This is a genomic window from Streptomyces sp. AC555_RSS877 (assembly GCF_019049245.1).
Lineage (GTDB): Bacteria > Actinomycetota > Actinomycetes > Streptomycetales > Streptomycetaceae > Streptomyces.
In genome coordinates, this window is record NZ_JAGMUK010000120.1 from 83,251 (window position 1) to 99,087 (window position 15,837).

At 71.6% G+C, this 15,837-nt stretch carries 15 protein-coding genes; 10 read left to right on the top strand and 5 right to left on the bottom strand.

The window, feature by feature from the left end:
* Positions 1–52 precede the first annotated feature (52 nt).
* Together mmpB and KUM49_RS36955 are read left to right on the top strand one after the other, a co-directional pair.
* Complete coding sequence (gene mmpB, locus KUM49_RS50010) at positions 53–181, top strand: morphogenic membrane protein MmpB (RefSeq protein WP_302185543.1); 129 nt, start codon at positions 53–55, stop codon at positions 179–181.
* Between the two features lie 34 nt (positions 182–215).
* Positions 216–836, top strand: coding sequence for a nucleoside triphosphate pyrophosphatase (locus tag KUM49_RS36955; protein WP_217241343.1), 621 nt, complete (start codon positions 216–218; stop codon positions 834–836).
* Between the two features lie 13 nt (positions 837–849).
* On the opposite strand, the gene KUM49_RS36960 is transcribed toward KUM49_RS36955, so the two are convergent.
* Positions 850–1,335 (bottom strand): hypothetical protein, encoded by a 486-nt coding sequence (locus KUM49_RS36960; protein WP_217241344.1) that lies wholly within the window; start codon positions 1,333–1,335, stop codon positions 850–852.
* Between the two features lie 382 nt (positions 1,336–1,717).
* On the opposite strand from KUM49_RS36960, the gene KUM49_RS36965 reads away from it, so the two are divergent.
* On the top strand, positions 1,718–3,490 hold the full coding sequence (locus KUM49_RS36965; RefSeq protein ID WP_217241345.1) for a biotin carboxylase N-terminal domain-containing protein: 1,773 nt from the start codon (positions 1,718–1,720) through the stop codon (positions 3,488–3,490).
* Between the two features lie 446 nt (positions 3,491–3,936).
* On the opposite strand, the gene KUM49_RS36970 is transcribed toward KUM49_RS36965, so the two are convergent.
* Positions 3,937–4,899 (bottom strand): DeoR/GlpR family DNA-binding transcription regulator, encoded by a 963-nt coding sequence (locus KUM49_RS36970; RefSeq protein ID WP_217241346.1) that lies wholly within the window; start codon positions 4,897–4,899, stop codon positions 3,937–3,939.
* Positions 4,900–5,065: 166 nt separating this feature from the next.
* Complete coding sequence (locus tag KUM49_RS36975; RefSeq protein WP_217241347.1) at positions 5,066–6,514, bottom strand: NAD(P)H-quinone dehydrogenase; 1,449 nt, start codon at positions 6,512–6,514, stop codon at positions 5,066–5,068.
* Positions 6,515–6,620: 106 nt separating this feature from the next.
* On the opposite strand from KUM49_RS36975, the gene KUM49_RS36980 reads away from it, so the two are divergent.
* From KUM49_RS36980 to KUM49_RS36990, 3 genes are all read left to right on the top strand, one after another.
* The gene (locus tag KUM49_RS36980) at positions 6,621–7,058 is read left to right on the top strand and encodes a gamma-glutamylcyclotransferase (RefSeq protein WP_217241348.1); all 438 of its coding nucleotides are present in this window, start codon (positions 6,621–6,623) and stop codon (positions 7,056–7,058) included.
* Between the two features lie 127 nt (positions 7,059–7,185).
* Positions 7,186–8,010 carry a purine-nucleoside phosphorylase gene (locus KUM49_RS36985; RefSeq protein WP_217241349.1) on the top strand — a complete coding sequence of 275 codons (825 nt, stop codon included), beginning with the start codon at positions 7,186–7,188 and terminating at the stop codon, positions 8,008–8,010.
* A gap of 176 nt (positions 8,011–8,186) precedes the next feature.
* Positions 8,187–9,818, top strand: coding sequence for a phospho-sugar mutase (locus KUM49_RS36990; RefSeq protein WP_217241350.1), 1,632 nt, complete (start codon positions 8,187–8,189; stop codon positions 9,816–9,818).
* Positions 9,819–10,259: 441 nt separating this feature from the next.
* Here KUM49_RS36990 and KUM49_RS36995 read toward each other — a convergent pair whose 3' ends face one another.
* A complete protein-coding gene (locus KUM49_RS36995) occupies positions 10,260–10,964 on the bottom strand; it encodes a PH domain-containing protein (RefSeq protein WP_217241351.1) in 705 nt (234 codons plus the stop codon).
* 157 nt (positions 10,965–11,121) lie between these two features.
* Between KUM49_RS36995 and deoC the strand changes: the two genes are divergently transcribed.
* The 3 genes from deoC to KUM49_RS37010 are packed head-to-tail and all read left to right on the top strand — an operon-like array spanning position 11,122 to position 14,415.
* The gene (gene deoC / locus KUM49_RS37000) at positions 11,122–12,081 is read left to right on the top strand and encodes a deoxyribose-phosphate aldolase (RefSeq protein WP_217241352.1); all 960 of its coding nucleotides are present in this window, start codon (positions 11,122–11,124) and stop codon (positions 12,079–12,081) included.
* A 5-nt stretch (positions 12,082–12,086) separates the two neighbouring features.
* Entirely contained in the window at positions 12,087–13,523 is a 1,437-nt protein-coding gene (locus KUM49_RS37005; protein ID WP_217241353.1) for an aldehyde dehydrogenase family protein, read from the top strand.
* Positions 13,516–14,415 carry an aldehyde dehydrogenase family protein gene (locus tag KUM49_RS37010; RefSeq protein ID WP_217241354.1) on the top strand — a complete coding sequence of 300 codons (900 nt, stop codon included), beginning with the start codon at positions 13,516–13,518 and terminating at the stop codon, positions 14,413–14,415. The genes KUM49_RS37005 and KUM49_RS37010 overlap by 8 nt, the downstream gene beginning before the upstream one ends.
* 66 nt (positions 14,416–14,481) lie before the next feature.
* Here KUM49_RS37010 and KUM49_RS37015 read toward each other — a convergent pair whose 3' ends face one another.
* The gene (locus tag KUM49_RS37015) at positions 14,482–14,889 is read right to left on the bottom strand and encodes a hypothetical protein (RefSeq protein WP_217241355.1); all 408 of its coding nucleotides are present in this window, start codon (positions 14,887–14,889) and stop codon (positions 14,482–14,484) included.
* 69 nt (positions 14,890–14,958) lie between these two features.
* Here KUM49_RS37015 and KUM49_RS37020 point away from each other — a divergent pair, with 69 nt between their 5' ends.
* The gene (locus tag KUM49_RS37020) at positions 14,959–15,669 is read left to right on the top strand and encodes a uridine kinase (RefSeq protein WP_217241356.1); all 711 of its coding nucleotides are present in this window, start codon (positions 14,959–14,961) and stop codon (positions 15,667–15,669) included.
* Positions 15,670–15,837: the final 168 nt, after the last annotated feature.

The window sequence follows — 15,837 nt, forward strand, 5'->3', positions numbered from 1 at the left end:
TTGAGTACGCGTACTCAGGCGCCCTCCACGCAACCCCCGCACGCTGGAAGACATGCTGTGGTCCGACCCCGACAACGAGCCGCCGAAGGAACTGCGCGACACGCAGGAGATGCTTCGGCGGCTGGGCGTTCTCATAGCGCTGGCCATGGTGCTGGCGATGATCGTGCTCGGGGTGAGGTGAGAACCCCGGGGCGGGCCGCCGATACCCTGGCCGCATGACTGATCAGCCGCGCCGCCGACTCGTCCTCGCCTCCCAGTCCCCCGCCCGGCTCGGCCTGTTGCGGCAGGCCGGACTCGACCCCGAGGTGATCGTGAGCGGCGTCGACGAGGACGCCGTGAGCGCGCCGACCCCCGCCGAGCTGGCCCTCGCCCTCGCCCAGGCGAAGGCATCCGTGGTGGCGGCGAAGCCCGAGGTCAAGGGCGCCCTGGTGATCGGCTGCGACTCGGTGCTCGACCTGGACGGCGAGGCCCTGGGCAAGCCGGCCGACGCCGAGGAGGCCACCGCCCGCTGGAAGGCGATGCGCGGACGGGCCGGGACGCTCCAGACGGGCCACTGCGTCCACGACACCGCCACCGGGCGCCACGCCTCGGCCGTCGCCTCCACCGTCGTCCACTTCGGCGACCCCACCGACGAGGAGATCGCCTCGTACGTCGCCTCGGGCGAGCCCCTTTACGTCGCCGGGGCGTTCACCCTCGACGGCCGCTCGGCCCCGTTCATCGACGGCATCGACGGCGACCACGGCAACGTGATCGGCATCAGCCTGCCGCTCCTGCGGCGACTGCTGGCCGAACTGGGCGTCGGCATCACCGAGTTGTGGACGCCCGGGGAGAAGTGACCGGCCGCAGCGGTCAGGACGTGCTGGGCGTCGGCGGGGCGAGCGACGAGCCGTCGCCGCCCTTCGGGCCGCCCTGCGTCACGTCGGCGGGCTCGGGCTCCGGCCGGCCCTGAAGGTCGTACGTCATCAGCAGCAACACGATGAGCGCGAGCACCACCATCATGAACAGGAACGCGTGCCAGCCCATCAGTCCCCAGGAGAACGCGCCCAGCAGCCCGTGCACCACGGCCGCGCTGACCAGCAGGACACGCCCGAGGCCCACCGGCGGGCGGTCGCGGAGGGCGACCAGGAGCGCGACCAGGCCGCACAGGACGAAGTAGAGACCGAAGACGAAGCCGCTGACCTTGGACGACGTGGACATCACGTCCGGGTCGAGGCCGGCCAGGGACATCTGCTGGTTGTCGACGACCGTCCCCAGGAGCCAGTTCAGCGCGACGACGCCGAGCGCCTCGACGAAGAGCACGACCGCCACGATCCACGCCACCGGTCTGCGCACCACCGGTCCCCACCCACTTCCGAGCTTTCCGAACACCACCCGAGCAAGGCTGCTGTTACCCCAAGTACGTTCGGGGCGTGCTGAACGCTACTCACCGGTACACCCACGGACAAGAGTTCCGCCGCGGGCAAAGAATCATTGGGCCATTCGTAGGGACTCCACAAAGAAACCCTGTGGCCCGCAGCACGCTCTCATAGAGACCTTGACCACAAAGGAAGGCTAGGGTTTCGACAGGAGTCCGGCGTACCCAGGTGCGACAAGGGATTTCGCGGTCGAGCTGGCCTCACATCACGCTCCGTGTGGGCAAGCTCACCAGTGGGGACGGGTCGAAGTGTCGTGTCGGCAGTCCCTAAACTCGGCTTGTTTCAAGGAGGGAGCCTCAATCGTGCGCAAGGTGCTCATCGCCAACCGTGGCGAAATCGCTGTCCGCGTGGCCCGGGCCTGCCGGGATGCCGGTATCGCGAGCGTGGCCGTCTACGCCGACCCGGATCGGGACGCTCTGCATGTCCGCGCCGCGGATGAGGCGTTCGCTCTGGGCGGTGACACTCCCGCGACCAGCTATCTCGACATCGAGAAGGTGTTGAACGCCGCGCGCGAGTCCGGCGCCGACGCCATCCATCCCGGCTACGGATTTCTCTCCGAGAACGCCGACTTCGCCCAGGCGGTCGGCGACGCGGGGCTGATCTGGATCGGCCCGCCGCCGCAGGCCATCCGCGACCTCGGCGACAAGGTGGCCGCCCGCCACATCGCCCAGCGTGCCGGCGCCCCGCTGGTGGCCGGCACGCCCGACCCGGTCTCCGGCGCCGACGAGGTCGTCACGTTCGCGCGGGAGCACGGCCTGCCCATCGCGATCAAGGCCGCCTTCGGCGGTGGTGGTCGCGGTCTGAAGGTCGCCCGCACCCTCGAAGAGGTACCCGAGCTGTACGACTCGGCGGTCCGCGAGGCGGTCGCCGCGTTCGGCCGGGGCGAGTGCTTCGTCGAGCGCTACCTCGACAAGCCCCGGCACGTCGAGACCCAGTGCCTGGCCGACCAGCACGGCAACGTGGTCGTGGTCTCCACGCGCGACTGCTCGCTGCAGCGCCGCCACCAGAAACTGGTCGAGGAGGCCCCGGCGCCCTTCCTCTCCGAGGCACAGGTCGCCGAGCTGTACTCCTCCTCCAAGGCCATCCTCAAGGAGGCCGGCTACGTCGGCGCCGGCACGGTGGAGTTCCTGGTCGGCGTCGACGGCACGATCTCCTTCCTGGAGGTCAACACCCGTCTCCAGGTGGAGCACCCGGTCACCGAGGAGGTCGCCGGCATCGACCTCGTCCGCGAGATGTTCCGCATCGCCGACGGCGAGGAACTCGGCTACGGCGACCCCGAGCTGCGCGGCCACTCCTTCGAGTTCCGCATCAACGGCGAGGACCCGGGCCGGGGCTTCCTTCCCGCCCCCGGCACCGTCACGACCTTCGCCGCACCGTCCGGCCCGGGCGTCCGCCTGGACGCCGGTGTCGAGGCCGGCTCGGTCATCGGCCCGGCCTGGGACTCCCTGCTGGCCAAGCTGATCGTCACCGGCGCCACCCGCGAGCAGGCCCTCCAGCGGGCCGCCCGCGCCCTGGAGGAGTTCCAGGTCGAGGGCATGGCCACCGCCATCCCGTTCCACCGCGCGGTCGTCAAGGACCCGGCGTTCGCCCCCGAGCTCACCGGCTCGGCCGACCCGTTCACGGTCCACACCCGCTGGATCGAGACCGAGTTCGTCAACGAGATCAAGCCCTTCGCCGCGCCCGCCGACACCGAGGCCGACGAGGAAGCGGGCCGCGAGACGGTCGTCGTCGAGGTCGGCGGCAAGCGCCTGGAGGTCTCCCTCCCCATCTCGCTCGGCATGTCCCTGGCCCGCACCGGCCTCGCGGCGGGCGCCAAGCCCAAGCGCCGCGCGGCGAAGAAGTCCGGTCCGGCCGCCTCCGGCGACACCCTCGCCTCTCCGATGCAGGGCACGATCGTCAAGATCGCGGTCGAGGAGGGCCAGGAGGTCCAGGAGGGCGACCTGATCGTCGTCCTCGAAGCGATGAAGATGGAACAGCCACTGAACGCGCACAAGGCCGGCACCATCAAGGGTCTGTCCGCCGACGTCGGCGCGTCGATCACGTCCGGCGCGGCGATCTGCGAGATCAAGGACTGACAGCCTTTTTCGTACGACACCCCGAGGCGCCCGGCGGACTGATCCTTCCAGTCCGCCGGGCGCCTCGTCTTCTCCGTCCCCGCCCGACCACACCCGCGGCGCCGACGGCGAGCGACGGCGGGCGCCGACCGCGGTGAGAGACACGGAGGGCGGGTCGATCGAGAAGCTGTGCGCCCCGCGTCGGCGGGGGCACCGGCGTCATCACCGCGGTCGGCGCCCGCCCCGCAACTCCTCCGTGCCGGTGGCGTTCTCCCGGTCACGGGTCGGTCCCGGCACGCGCCCGTGCGTCCGCGCCGGTGATCTCCGAGCACACTCCCCCCGAGCACCCATAAGGCGACGGTACGGGAGTACGGGACCACCCACCCCGTGCCGGGCAGTCCCCCCGTCCGAGAGGGGAAACCGGAACCCATTGCCCCGTCACGGGTCTCCTCGGAACCCCCGCCTCCTCAGCGGCGGCGGAGGTCCGCGACCCGTGCCCGTTCGGTGCCCGGCGTCTGCTCGCCCAGGGCCGTGGCGGAGCGCAGTCCGGGGCTGCCGCCGGGGACCTGCCCGCGGCGCGGGCCCGGCAGGGGGACGTCCCGGCGCTGTTGCCGACGCGCCGGGACCTGATCACCCCCCGGGTGCTCCGACGCCCCCGTGACGGCGATCTGCACCCCCTGGTCGGCGAGGGCCTGGAGTTCGGTGGCCGCCCGGTCGTCGTGGCCGGGCGGTTCGTCCGTCACGAGGCGGGTGATGAGGTCCGTCGGCACGGTCTGGAACATGGTGTCGGTGCCGAGCTTGGTGTGGTCGGCGAGGACCACGACCTCGGCGGCGGCCTGCACCAGCGCCCGGTCGACGGACGCGGAGAGCATGTTGGACGTGGACAGCCCGCGCTCGGCGGTCAGTCCACTCCCGGAGAGGAAGGCCCGCGACACCCTGAGCCCCTGGAGGGACTGTTCGGCACCGCTGCCGACGAGGGCGTAGTTCGAACCGCGGAGCGTCCCGCCGGTCATCACGACCTCCACGCGGTTGGCGTGGGCCAACGCCTGGGCCACCAACAGGGAGTTGGTGACGACGGTCAGTCCGGGCACCCGGGCGAGCCGGCGGGCCAGCTCCTGCGTGGTGGTTCCCGCCCCGACCACGATGGCCTCGCCCTCTTGGACGAAGCTCGCGGCGAGATCGGCGATGGCCGTCTTCTCGGCGGTCGCGAGATGGGATTTCTGCGGAAAGCCGGATTCTCGCGTGAACCCGCCCGGCAATACCGCACCGCCGTGTCGGCGGTCGAGGAGTCCTTCTGCCTCCAGTGCGCGCACGTCCCGCCGTACGGTCACTTCGGAGGTCTGGACGACGCGGGCGAGCTCACGGAGCGACACGGCCCCGTTCGCTCGCACCATTTCGAGGATCAATTGGCGACGTTCTGCAGCGAACACGAAACTGACAGTAACCCCAACGACCGCCTGCTTTCAGCAGTTTGCGCCGAATTACAGAAGATGTTCGTACACAGGGACAGGAAGTGGTATAGGGCCTAATCCCGGCGCCTATGCCATCCGCATGCGCGACGACTCCCCGTGACCAGCGGGGAATCGCTTTCGGCCGTCACCCCTCGTCGCCCGCCTTGCGCGTGTGCAACTGCCGCGCGACCTCGGCGATCGACCCGGAAAGGGAGGGGTAGACGGTGAACGCGTTCGCGATCTGTTCGACCGTCAGATTGTTGTCGACAGCGATCGAAATGGGGTGGATCAGTTCCGAGGCGCGGGGCGCGACCACGACTCCGCCGACGACGATGCCGGTGCCCGGACGGCAGAAGATCTTGACGAAGCCGTCCCGGATGCCCTGCATCTTCGCGCGCGGGTTGCGCAGCAGCGGCAGCTTCACGGCGCGGGCGTCGATCTTGCCGGAGTCGACGTCCGACTGGCTGTAGCCGACGGTGGCGATCTCGGGGTCGGTGAACACGTTCGAGGAGACCGTCTTCAGGTTCAGCGGGGCCACCGCGTCGCCGAGGAAGTGGTACATGGCGATACGTCCCTGCATCGCCGCGACGGAGGCGAGGGCGAAGACGCCGGTCACGTCACCGGCGGCGTACACGCCGGGGGCGGTGGTCCGGGAGACCTTGTCGGTCCAGATGTGCCCGGACTCGCGGAGCTTGACCCCGGCCTCCTCCAGGCCCATGCCCGCGGAGTTCGGGATGGCGCCGACGGCCATCAGGCAGTGCGAGCCGGTGATGACCCGGCCGTCGGCGAGGGTGACCTCGACGCGGTCGCCGACCCGCTTGGCGGACTGGGCGCGGGAGCGGGCCAGGACGTTCATGCCGCGGCGCCGGAAGACCTCTTCCAGGACGCCGGCGGCGTCGGAGTCCTCGCCGGGCAGGACCCGGTCGCGGGAGGAGACGAGGGTGACCTTGGAGCCGAGCGCCTGGTAGGCGCCGGCGAACTCGGCGCCGGTGACACCGGAACCGACCACGATGAGCTCGTCGGGGAGTTCGTCGAGGTCGTAGACCTGGGTCCAGTTGAGGATGCGCTCGCCGTCGGGCTGGGCGTCCTCCAGTTCACGCGGGTGACCGCCGGTGGCGATGAGCACCGCGTCCGCGACGAGGGTCTCCTCGGTGCCGTCGACGGCACGCACGACGACCTTCCGCGAGCCGTCGAGGGCCTGCATGCCCTCGAGGCGGCCGCGCCCGCGCAGCACCCGGGCGCCGGCCCGCGTCACGGAGGCGGTGATGTCGTGCGACTGCGCGAGGGCGAGCCGCTTCACACGCCGGTTGACCTTCCCCAGGTCGACCCCCACCACCCGGGCGGCCTGCTCCATGGGCGGGGTGTCGTCGGCGACGATGATGCCCAGCTCTTCGTACGACGAGTCGAAGGTGGTCATCACCTCGGCCGTGGCGATGAGAGTCTTCGACGGGACGCAGTCGGTGAGCACCGACGCCCCGCCCAGGCCGTCGCAATCGACGACGGTCACCTCCGCGCCGAGCTGGGCGGCCACCAGGGCCGCCTCGTATCCGCCGGGTCCGCCACCGATGATCACGATCCGAGTCACGTACTCCATTGTCCCGTACGCCGCGCGTTGCCACCGCCCCGGGGGCGACAGGGAGGCCCATCCGTTACGTGCGTGACGGGAGAGGCCCGCGAAACGGCTGCCGTACCCTCGACGCATGTCGCTCTACGCCGGGTACGCCGGCAACCTCGACGCGCGGCTGATGACCCGCCGCGCCCCGCACTCGCCGCTGCGCGCGACGGGCTGGCTGAACGGGTGGCGGCTGACCTTCGGCGGCGAACACATGGGCTGGGAGGGCGCGCTAGCCACGATCGTCGAGGCGCCGGGCGCCCAGGTCTTCGTCGCGCTGTACGACCTGGCCCCCATGGACGAGGACTCGATGGACCGCTGGGAGGGCGTCGGTCTCGACATCTACCGCCGGATGCGCGTCCGCGTGCACACCCTGGAGGGCCAGGAACCGGCCTGGGTGTACGTCCTCAACGGCTACGAGGGCGGCCTGCCCTCGGCCCGCTACCTGGGCGAGATCGCGGACGCGGCGGAGTCGGCGGGCGCGCCGCACGACTATGTGATGGAGCTCCGGAAGCACCCCTGCTGAGGCAGCCGGGGCGCTGTCTCGTCGGCCCGGGGACCGCCGTTCTCGTTGGAAACGACAAGACAACGATCCCCATCCCGTGAGCTCTGTCATCTACGCGCGTAGGCCCTGAGCGGCTACCCTCGTCCGCGTGAACGCATCTCTCCTTCCGGACGACATCCAGGGCGACCCTCATGCCGCCGCCGACGCCGCCGCCGCGCGCCTGCGCGAACTGACCGGCGCCGAGACCCACGACGTCGCCCTTGTGATGGGCTCCGGCTGGGCTCCGGCCGTGGACGCCCTCGGTGCCCCCGACACCGAGCTCCAGGTCACCGAGCTGCCCGGTTTCCCGCCGCCGGTGGTGGAGGGCCACGGCGGCACGGTCCGCTCGTACCGGACCGGTGCGAAGCGGGCCCTGGTCTTCCTGGGCCGCACCCACTACTACGAGGGCCGCGGGGTCGCCGCCGTCGCACACGGCGTCCGTACGGCCGTCGCCGCCGGCTGCAAGACGATCGTCCTCACCAACGGCTGTGGCGGTCTGCGTGCGGGCATGCGCCCCGGCCAGCCGGTCCTCATCAGCGACCACATCAACCTGACGGCGACGTCCCCCATCATCGGCGCGAACTTCGTCGACCTCACCGACCTCTACTCCCCGCGCCTGCGCGCGCTGTGCAAGGAGATCGACCCCACGCTGGAGGAGGGCGTCTACGCCCAGTTCCCCGGCCCGCACTACGAGACGCCGGCGGAGATCCGCATGGCCCGCGTCATCGGGGCGGACCTGGTGGGCATGTCGACCGTGCTGGAGGCCATCGCCGCGCGCGAGGCGGGTGCGGAGGTGCTGGGCCTCTCCCTGGTGACGAACCTGGCGGCCGGCATGACGGGCGAGCCGCTGAACCACGAGGAGGTCCTCCAGGCGGGCCGCGACTCGGCGACACGGATGGGCTCACTGCTGGCACAGGTGCTGGGCCGCCTGTAGCCACCACACCAGGGGGCTCCGCCCCGATCAGCCCGTCCGGCGTTTGAGGACGAGGCCCGTCAGGGCCGACGGGGGTCCGGGGGCGCAGCCCCCGGAGTCGGGACGGGTAGGGGCGGCGGGGGCGAGAAACCCGCCCGGCAAGCCGCAGACGAACCGAAACGAGAGGTTGACCGAACGTGCACGACGATCTCATCGCGCGAGCCAGGGCATGGCTGGCCGAGGACCCCGACACGGAAACCCGTGACGAACTCGCGAAGCTGATCGACGCCGAGGACGTCCCGGAGCTCACCGCACGCTTCAGCGGCACCCTCCAGTTCGGCACCGCGGGCCTGCGAGGCGAACTCGGCGCGGGTCCGATGCGCATGAACCGCGCCGTGGTCATCCGCGCGGCCGCCGGCCTCGCCGCGTACCTCAAGGCGAAGGGCCAGGACGACGGCCTCGTCGTCATCGGCTACGACGCCCGCCACAAGTCCGCCGACTTCGCCCAGGACACCGCCGCCGTGATGACGGGAGCGGGCCTGCGCGCAGCGGTCCTCCCCCGCCCCCTGCCGACCCCCGTGCTGGCGTACGCCATAAGGCACCTGGGCGCGGTCGCCGGCGTGGAGGTCACCGCCAGCCACAACCCGCCCCGCGACAACGGCTACAAGGTCTACCTCGGCGACGGCTCCCAGATCGTGCCCCCGGCGGACGCCGAGATCGCGGCCGAGATCGACGCCATCACGTCCCTCGACACCGTCCCGCGCCCCACCACCGGCTGGGAAACCCTCGACGACGCCGTCCTCGACGCCTACCTCGCCCGCACGGGCGCCGTCCTCGCCCCCGGCTCCCCGCGCACGGCCCGCACGGTCTACACGGCGATGCACGGCGTCGGCACCGACGTCCTCCTCGCCGCCTTCGCCCGCGCCGGTTTCCCGCGACCCGTCCTGGTCGCCGAGCAGGCCGACCCCCACCCGGACTTCCCGACCGTCGCCTTCCCCAACCCGGAAGAGCCCGGCGCGATGGACCTCGCCTTCGCGAAGGCCCGCGAGACCGACCCCGACCTGATCATCGCCAACGACCCGGACGCCGACCGCTGCGCGGTGGCCGTGAAGGACGACGGCGACTGGCGGATGCTCAGCGGCGACGAGGTCGGCGCCCTCCTCGCCACCCACCTGGTGGCCCGAGGAGCCCGCGGCACCTTCGCGGAGTCGATCGTCTCCTCCTCCCTCCTCGGCCGGATCGCCGAGAAGGCGGGCCTGCCGTACGAGGAGACCCTCACCGGTTTCAAGTGGATCGCCCGCGTCGAGGGCCTGCGCTACGGCTACGAGGAAGCCCTCGGCTACTGCGTGGACCCGGACGGCGTACGGGACAAGGACGGCATCACGGCCGCCCTCCTGGTCACGGAACTCGCGTCGACGTTGAAGGAGGAGAACCGCAGCCTCCTCGACCTCCTCGACGACATCGCGGTCGAGCACGGCCTGCACGCCACCGGCCAGCTCGCGGTCCGCGTGGAGGACCTGTCGGTCATCGCGGACGCGATGCGGCGCCTGCGCGAACAGCCCCCGACCCACCTCGCCGGGCTGCCGATCACCAGGGCCGAGGACCTCACCCGGGGCACGGACACGCTCCCGCCCACCGACGGCCTGCGCTACACGCTCGACGGCGCCCGGGTCATCGTCCGCCCCAGCGGCACGGAGCCGAAGCTGAAGTGCTACCTGGAGGTCGTCGTCCCGGTCGCCGCGCACGCCGACCTCCCGACGGCCCGCGCGAAGGCGGCGGAACTGCTGGCGACGATCAAGCGGGACCTGTCGACGGCAGCCGGCATCTGAGCCGCACACGACGGATCTGAGCGGTACGCGCGGATCTGAGCCACGGACGGGTTGCCCCCATCCGTGGACGGGGTGCCCCCGAGGAGACTCAGGGGGTGCCCCATCGGGTGATTTCCCCAGGCAGGCTGACGCGGGCTCCCCGCCTCCGCCAACCCCGCGGGCAACGGTGGACCGGAAGCACCCGCCGAGCCTGCCTGGAGCCGCCGCCGTGTCCTCGGCCGTCTTCCGGCCGACACCCCGAGCGACCACCGAGACCACCCCCGCGGCCGCCGCGCGGTGGTCCTGACGGCGGCGGTGACGGGCTCGGCGTACCTCGGTGCGTACCTGACCCTGGTGTGGCGGGGACCCCCGTGCCCCCCGGACGGCGTACCGCCGCCACGCACGCACCGCCCCGCGTCCCGCGCGCCCCAGGACTCGGCCACGCCCCGCCCGGGAGTGCCCTCAGCCCAGCGCGATCAGGATCGCCAGCAGCACCGCCCCGGCCGCCGCCGGCCCCACGATCTCGTACGCCCACCGCACGGTCACCTCGCCCTGGGCCGCCTCCGCCTTCCCCTGGGCCTCGTGGATTTCGCGCAGCTCGTCCATGACCCGGTCGGTCACCGCTCGGACGGGCCCCTCCGGCACCGCGGTCCCGCCGCCGATCCCTGCGCCCCGCATCCCGCCGGACAGCCCGGACAGGCCGCCGCCGAACGCACCGCCCCGTCCGTCGCCCTCCGCCCCGCGCCGGGCCTGCCGCCGGGCCGCCTTCTTGCGGCCCCGCAGGGACACGGGAATGGCCCAGAGCTGGAACTTCTTGCCGGACGTGGCAACGGCCTCGTTCGAGTAGCCGGAGCGCAGCGACGCGACCTGGGCCCACGGCAGCACGATCACGCGGAAGGGGTTGCGGATGCGCAGCCGTTCCTCGTTCGCGAACACGGCGGGGCGCAACGTGAAGGCCACCACCAGCGGCACCACGAGTATCAGGGCTGCGAGTGCCAGCCACGGTGTGCGGTCCTCGCCGGTGACGATCGCGTCGATGCCGAGCCAGCCGGTGATGCCGAGCAGCAGGAAACCGCCGGCCATGCCCGCGGGCGACCGGTAGATCCGGTCAGGCGACTGGGGCACCGAGGGCTGCGGCGCTGGTGACTGGGGCTCCGGGGTCGTCATGGTCCCGATTCTGCCCGAAGCCCCCGCCCACGCCGGTACGAGGTGCCGCCGTACCGGACGAGTACGGGACTAGTGCGGGACGCGTACCGGATGAGCACCTGATATGTCCGCCGGGGTGTACAGCCGCTACGCGCGTAGATATGCTCGGCTTGTGACCATGCCCACCACTGCATCCGCTGCACACGCTCTCGCCGACGTCACCGCGTCCGACAGCACGCTGCGCCGCTTCCTCCACGGGTTGCCCGGCGTGGACGCGGTCGGCCTGGAGGCGCGCGCCGCCTCGCTCGGCACCCGTTCCATCAAGACGACCGCGAAGGCGTACGCCATCGACCTCGCCATCTCGATGGTCGACCTGACGACGCTGGAAGGCGCGGACACCCCGGGCAAGGTCCGGGCGCTCGGCGCCAAGGCGGTCCGCCCCGACCCGACCGACCGTACGACCCCCGCGACCGCGGCCGTCTGTGTCTACCCGGACATGGTGGCCACCGCCAAGGAGGCCGTCGCCGGCTCCTCCGTGAAGGTCGCCTCGGTCGCGACCTCCTTCCCGGCGGGCCGCGCCGCACTCTCCGTGAAGCTGGCGGACGTCCGCGAGGCGGTCGCCGCGGGCGCCGACGAGATCGACATGGTCATCGACCGCGGGGCGTTCCTCGCGGGCAACTACACGAAGGTGTTCGACGAGATCGTCGCCGTGAAGGAGGCCTGCGGAGGCGCCGCCCGCCTCAAGGTCATCTTCGAGACGGGCGAGCTGTCGACGTACGACAACATCCGCCGCGCCAGCTGGCTCGGCATGCTCGCCGGAGCCGACTTCATCAAGACGTCCACCGGCAAGGTCGCCGTCAACGCGACGCCCGCGAACACCCTCCTCATGCTGGAGGCGGTCCGCGACTTCCGCGCCCAGACCGGGGTACAGGTCGGCGTGAAGCCGGCCGGCGGGATCCGCACCTCCAAAGACGCCATCAAGTTTCTCGTACTGGTCAACGAGACCGCGGGCGAGGACTGGCTGGACAACCACTGGTTCCGGTTCGGCGCCTCCTCGCTCCTGAACGACCTGCTCATGCAGCGTCAGAAGCTGGCCACCGGCCGTTACTCCGGCCCCGACTACGTGACGGTGGACTGATCACCATGGCATCCGCATTCGAGTACGCACCCGCACCGGAGTCCCGCTCCGTCGTCGACATCGCGCCCTCCTACGGCCTGTTCATCGACGGCGAGTTCACCGAGGCCGCCGACGGCAAGGTCTTCAAGACGGTCTCCCCGTCCACCGAGGAGGTCCTGTCCGAGATCGCCCAGGCGGGCTCCGAGGACGTCGACCGCGCGGTGCGGGCGGCCCGCAAGGCCTTCGTGAAGTGGTCGGCGCTGCCGGGCTCCGAGCGCGCGAAGTACCTGTTCCGCATCGCCCGCATCATCCAGGAGCGCAGCCGCGAACTGGCCGTCCTGGAGACGCTGGACAACGGCAAGCCCATCAAGGAGACGAGGGACGCCGACCTGCCCCTGGTCGCCGCGCACTTCTTCTACTACGCGGGCTGGGCCGACAAGCTCGACCACGCGGGCTTCGGCGCGAACCCGCGCCCGCTCGGTGTGGCCGGCCAGGTCATCCCCTGGAACTTCCCGCTGCTGATGCTGGCGTGGAAGATCGCCCCGGCGCTGGCGACCGGCAACACGGTGGTGCTGAAGCCGGCCGAGACGACCCCCCTGTCCGCCCTGTTCTTCGCGGACATCTGCCGCCAGGCCGGCCTCCCCCGGGGCGTCGTCAACATCCTCCCGGGTTACGGCGCCACGGGCGCGGCCCTCGTCGAGCACCCCGACGTGAACAAGGTGGCCTTCACCGGCTCCACGGCGGTCGGCAAGGCCATCGCCCGCCAGGTGGCGGGCACGAGGAAGAAGGTCACCCTCGAACTCGGCGGCAAGGGCGCCAACATCGTCTTCGACGACGCCCCGATCGACCAGGCCGTCGAGGGCATCGTGAGCGGCATCTTCTTCAACCAGGGTCAGGTCTGCTGCGCGGGCTCCCGGCTGCTGGTCCAGGAGTCGATCCAGGACGAGTTGCTGGACTCCCTGAAGCGGAGGCTGTCGACCCTCCGCCTCGGCGACCCGCTGGACAAGAACACGGACATCGGCGCGATCAACTCCGCCGAACAGCTCTTCCGCATCACCACGCTCGTCGAGGCGGGCGAGGCGGAGGGCGCCGAGCGCTGGTCCGCGGCCTGCGAACTCCCCTCCTCCGGCTACTGGTTCGCCCCGACGCTCTTCACGAACGTCACCCAGGCGCACACCATCGCCCGCGACGAGATCTTCGGCCCGGTGCTGTCCGTCCTCAGCTTCCGCACCCCGGACGAGGCCGTCGCCAAGGCCAACAACAGCCAGTACGGCCTGTCGGCGGGCATCTGGACGGAGAAGGGCTCCCGCATCCTGGCGGTGGCGAACAAGCTCCGCGCGGGCGTCGTCTGGTCCAACACGTTCAACAAGTTCGACCCGACCTCGCCGTTCGGCGGATACAAGGAGTCGGGCTTCGGCCGCGAGGGCGGCCGCCACGGCCTGGAGGCGTACCTCGATGTCTGACCGCAGCAACGAACGTCTGAGCGTCTTCAAGACCTACAAGCTGTACGTCGGCGGGAAGTTCCCGCGTTCCGAGAGCGGCCGGGTGTACGAAGTGACCGACTCGAAGGGCAAGTGGCTGGCCAACGCGCCGCTCTCCTCCCGCAAGGACGCCCGTGACGCCGTGGTCGCGGCCCGCAAGGCGTTCGGCGGCTGGTCCGGGGCGACCGCGTACAACCGCGGCCAGATCCTCTACCGCGTCGCGGAGATGCTGGAGGGCCGCAGGGGACAGTTCGTCCACGAGGTCGCCGACGCCGAGGGCCTGTCGAAGTCCAAGGCCGCCGAGCAGGTGGAGGCGACGATCGACCGCTGGGTCTGGTACGCGGGCTGGACCGACAAGATCGCCCAGGTGGTCGGCGGCGCCAACCCGGTGGCGGGCCCGTACTTCAACCTCTCGTCCCCCGAGCCGACGGGCGTGGTCGCGGTCCTCGCCCCACAGGAGTCGTCCTTCCTGGGCCTGGTCTCGGTCCTCGCCCCGGTGATCGCGACCGGCAACACGGCCATCGTGATCGCGAGCGAGAACTCCCCGCTCCCGGCCCTGTCCCTGGGCGAGGTCCTGGCCACCTCCGACCTGCCCGGCGGCGTGGTCAACATCCTCTCCGGCCGTACGGCGGAGATCGCGGCGCCCCTCGCGGCGCACCAGGACGTCAACGCGATCGACCTGGCCGGCGCGGACGACGAACTGGCGAAGGACCTGGAGATCGCGGCGGCGGACAACCTGAAGCGCGTCCTGCGTCCACAGCCTGTGGACAACTGGTCGGCGACCCCCGGCCTCGACCGCATGACGGCGTTCCTGGAGACGAAGACGGTCTGGCACCCGACGGGTTCGCTGGGCGCGTCCGGCTCCGCGTACTGACAGCCGCCGAAGACCGGAGAGCCGCGCCTCCCCTCCGTCCGGGGGAGGCGCGGCTCTCTGCCGCGCTCAGCCGTTGCCCAGCAGCCCCGCCACCTGCCCGACCACCGGCATGCTCCCGATGGACTGCGCCTGCGCGATCGGCTGGGTCAGCGCCTGCGAGGTGAGCGGCTTGAAGCCGGCGCCCTGGGTGCCGATGCCGTTGTCCAGGGGGTCGACGCCGGTACCGGCGAGCGGGTTCGGCTTGAGGCCGGCGACCGGGCCGGTGACGTAGCCGACGGTGCCGGTGAGGGCCTGGAGGCCTGCCTGCGGGTCGACGTTGCCGAGCGAGGTGGGGCGGGAGCGCATCACGTCGACGACCGGTTCGGTGTCGGCGGAGGCCGACGCCGCGCCTGCTCCCAGGGCCACGCCCGCGGTCGCGAGGGCGACCAGGGCGCGCTGGGCGGTCGGGTTCTGGGAGGACGCGTGTCGGGCCATCGTTTCTGCCACCTTCCGCTTGCTTCACTTGCGCATGGTAACGAGGTCGACACGAAGGGTAGTTGAGGTGTGACGCGCGCTTCAAAGCCGACCCGCGGGGTCGTACAGGGGCCGCCGGATGCCTCACACTGGTGTCCCGTGAGCTCCCCTCCACCCATACCGACGCGAGTCGTGCTGCTCTGCGGCCCCTCCGGCTCCGGCAAGTCCCTCCTCGCCGCCCGCTCCGGCCTGCCGGTCCTGCGGCTCGACGACTTCTACAAGGAGGGCGACGACCCGACGCTGCCGCTGGTGGCGGGAAGCTCCGACATCGACTGGGACCACCCGGACTCGTGGGACGCGGACACGGCGATCGCCGCGATCGTGGACCTGTGCCGCACGGGCCGGACGAAGATCCCCGTCTACGACATCTCGCTGAGCGCCCGCACCGGCGAGGAGTCGGTCGAGGTGGGCCGCACCCCGCTGTTCATCGCGGAGGGCATCTTCGCCGCCGAGATCGTCACCCGGTGCCGGGAACTCGGCGTTCTCGCCGACGCCCTGTGCCTGAGCCGGGGCCCGCTCCGGACCTTCCGCCGCCGCTTCCTGCGCGACCTGCGGGAGGGCCGCAAGTCCGTCCCCTTCCTGCTCCGCCGCGGCTGGCGCCTGATGCGCTCCGAACGCTCCATCGTCGCCCGCCAGAGGGCCCTCGGCGCCCACGCCTGCGACAAGGACGAGGCCCTGGGCCGGCTGGCCGCGGCCGCTGCGGGCCGCCGCCCGGCCGCGGCGTCGGCCTCCCAGGCCTGATCGCGGCCCCCTGACCGCCGTACCGCTGACAACCGCACACGCTGACGGCCGCACACACGAAAGCGGGACTGGACGGGCCCCCCGGCCCCTCCAGTCCCGCTCCCTTGGTGCTCCCCCGTACTTCCCCCGTGTGGCCCCCCCCCATGGGCCCGTTGGTCCCCCGTGACC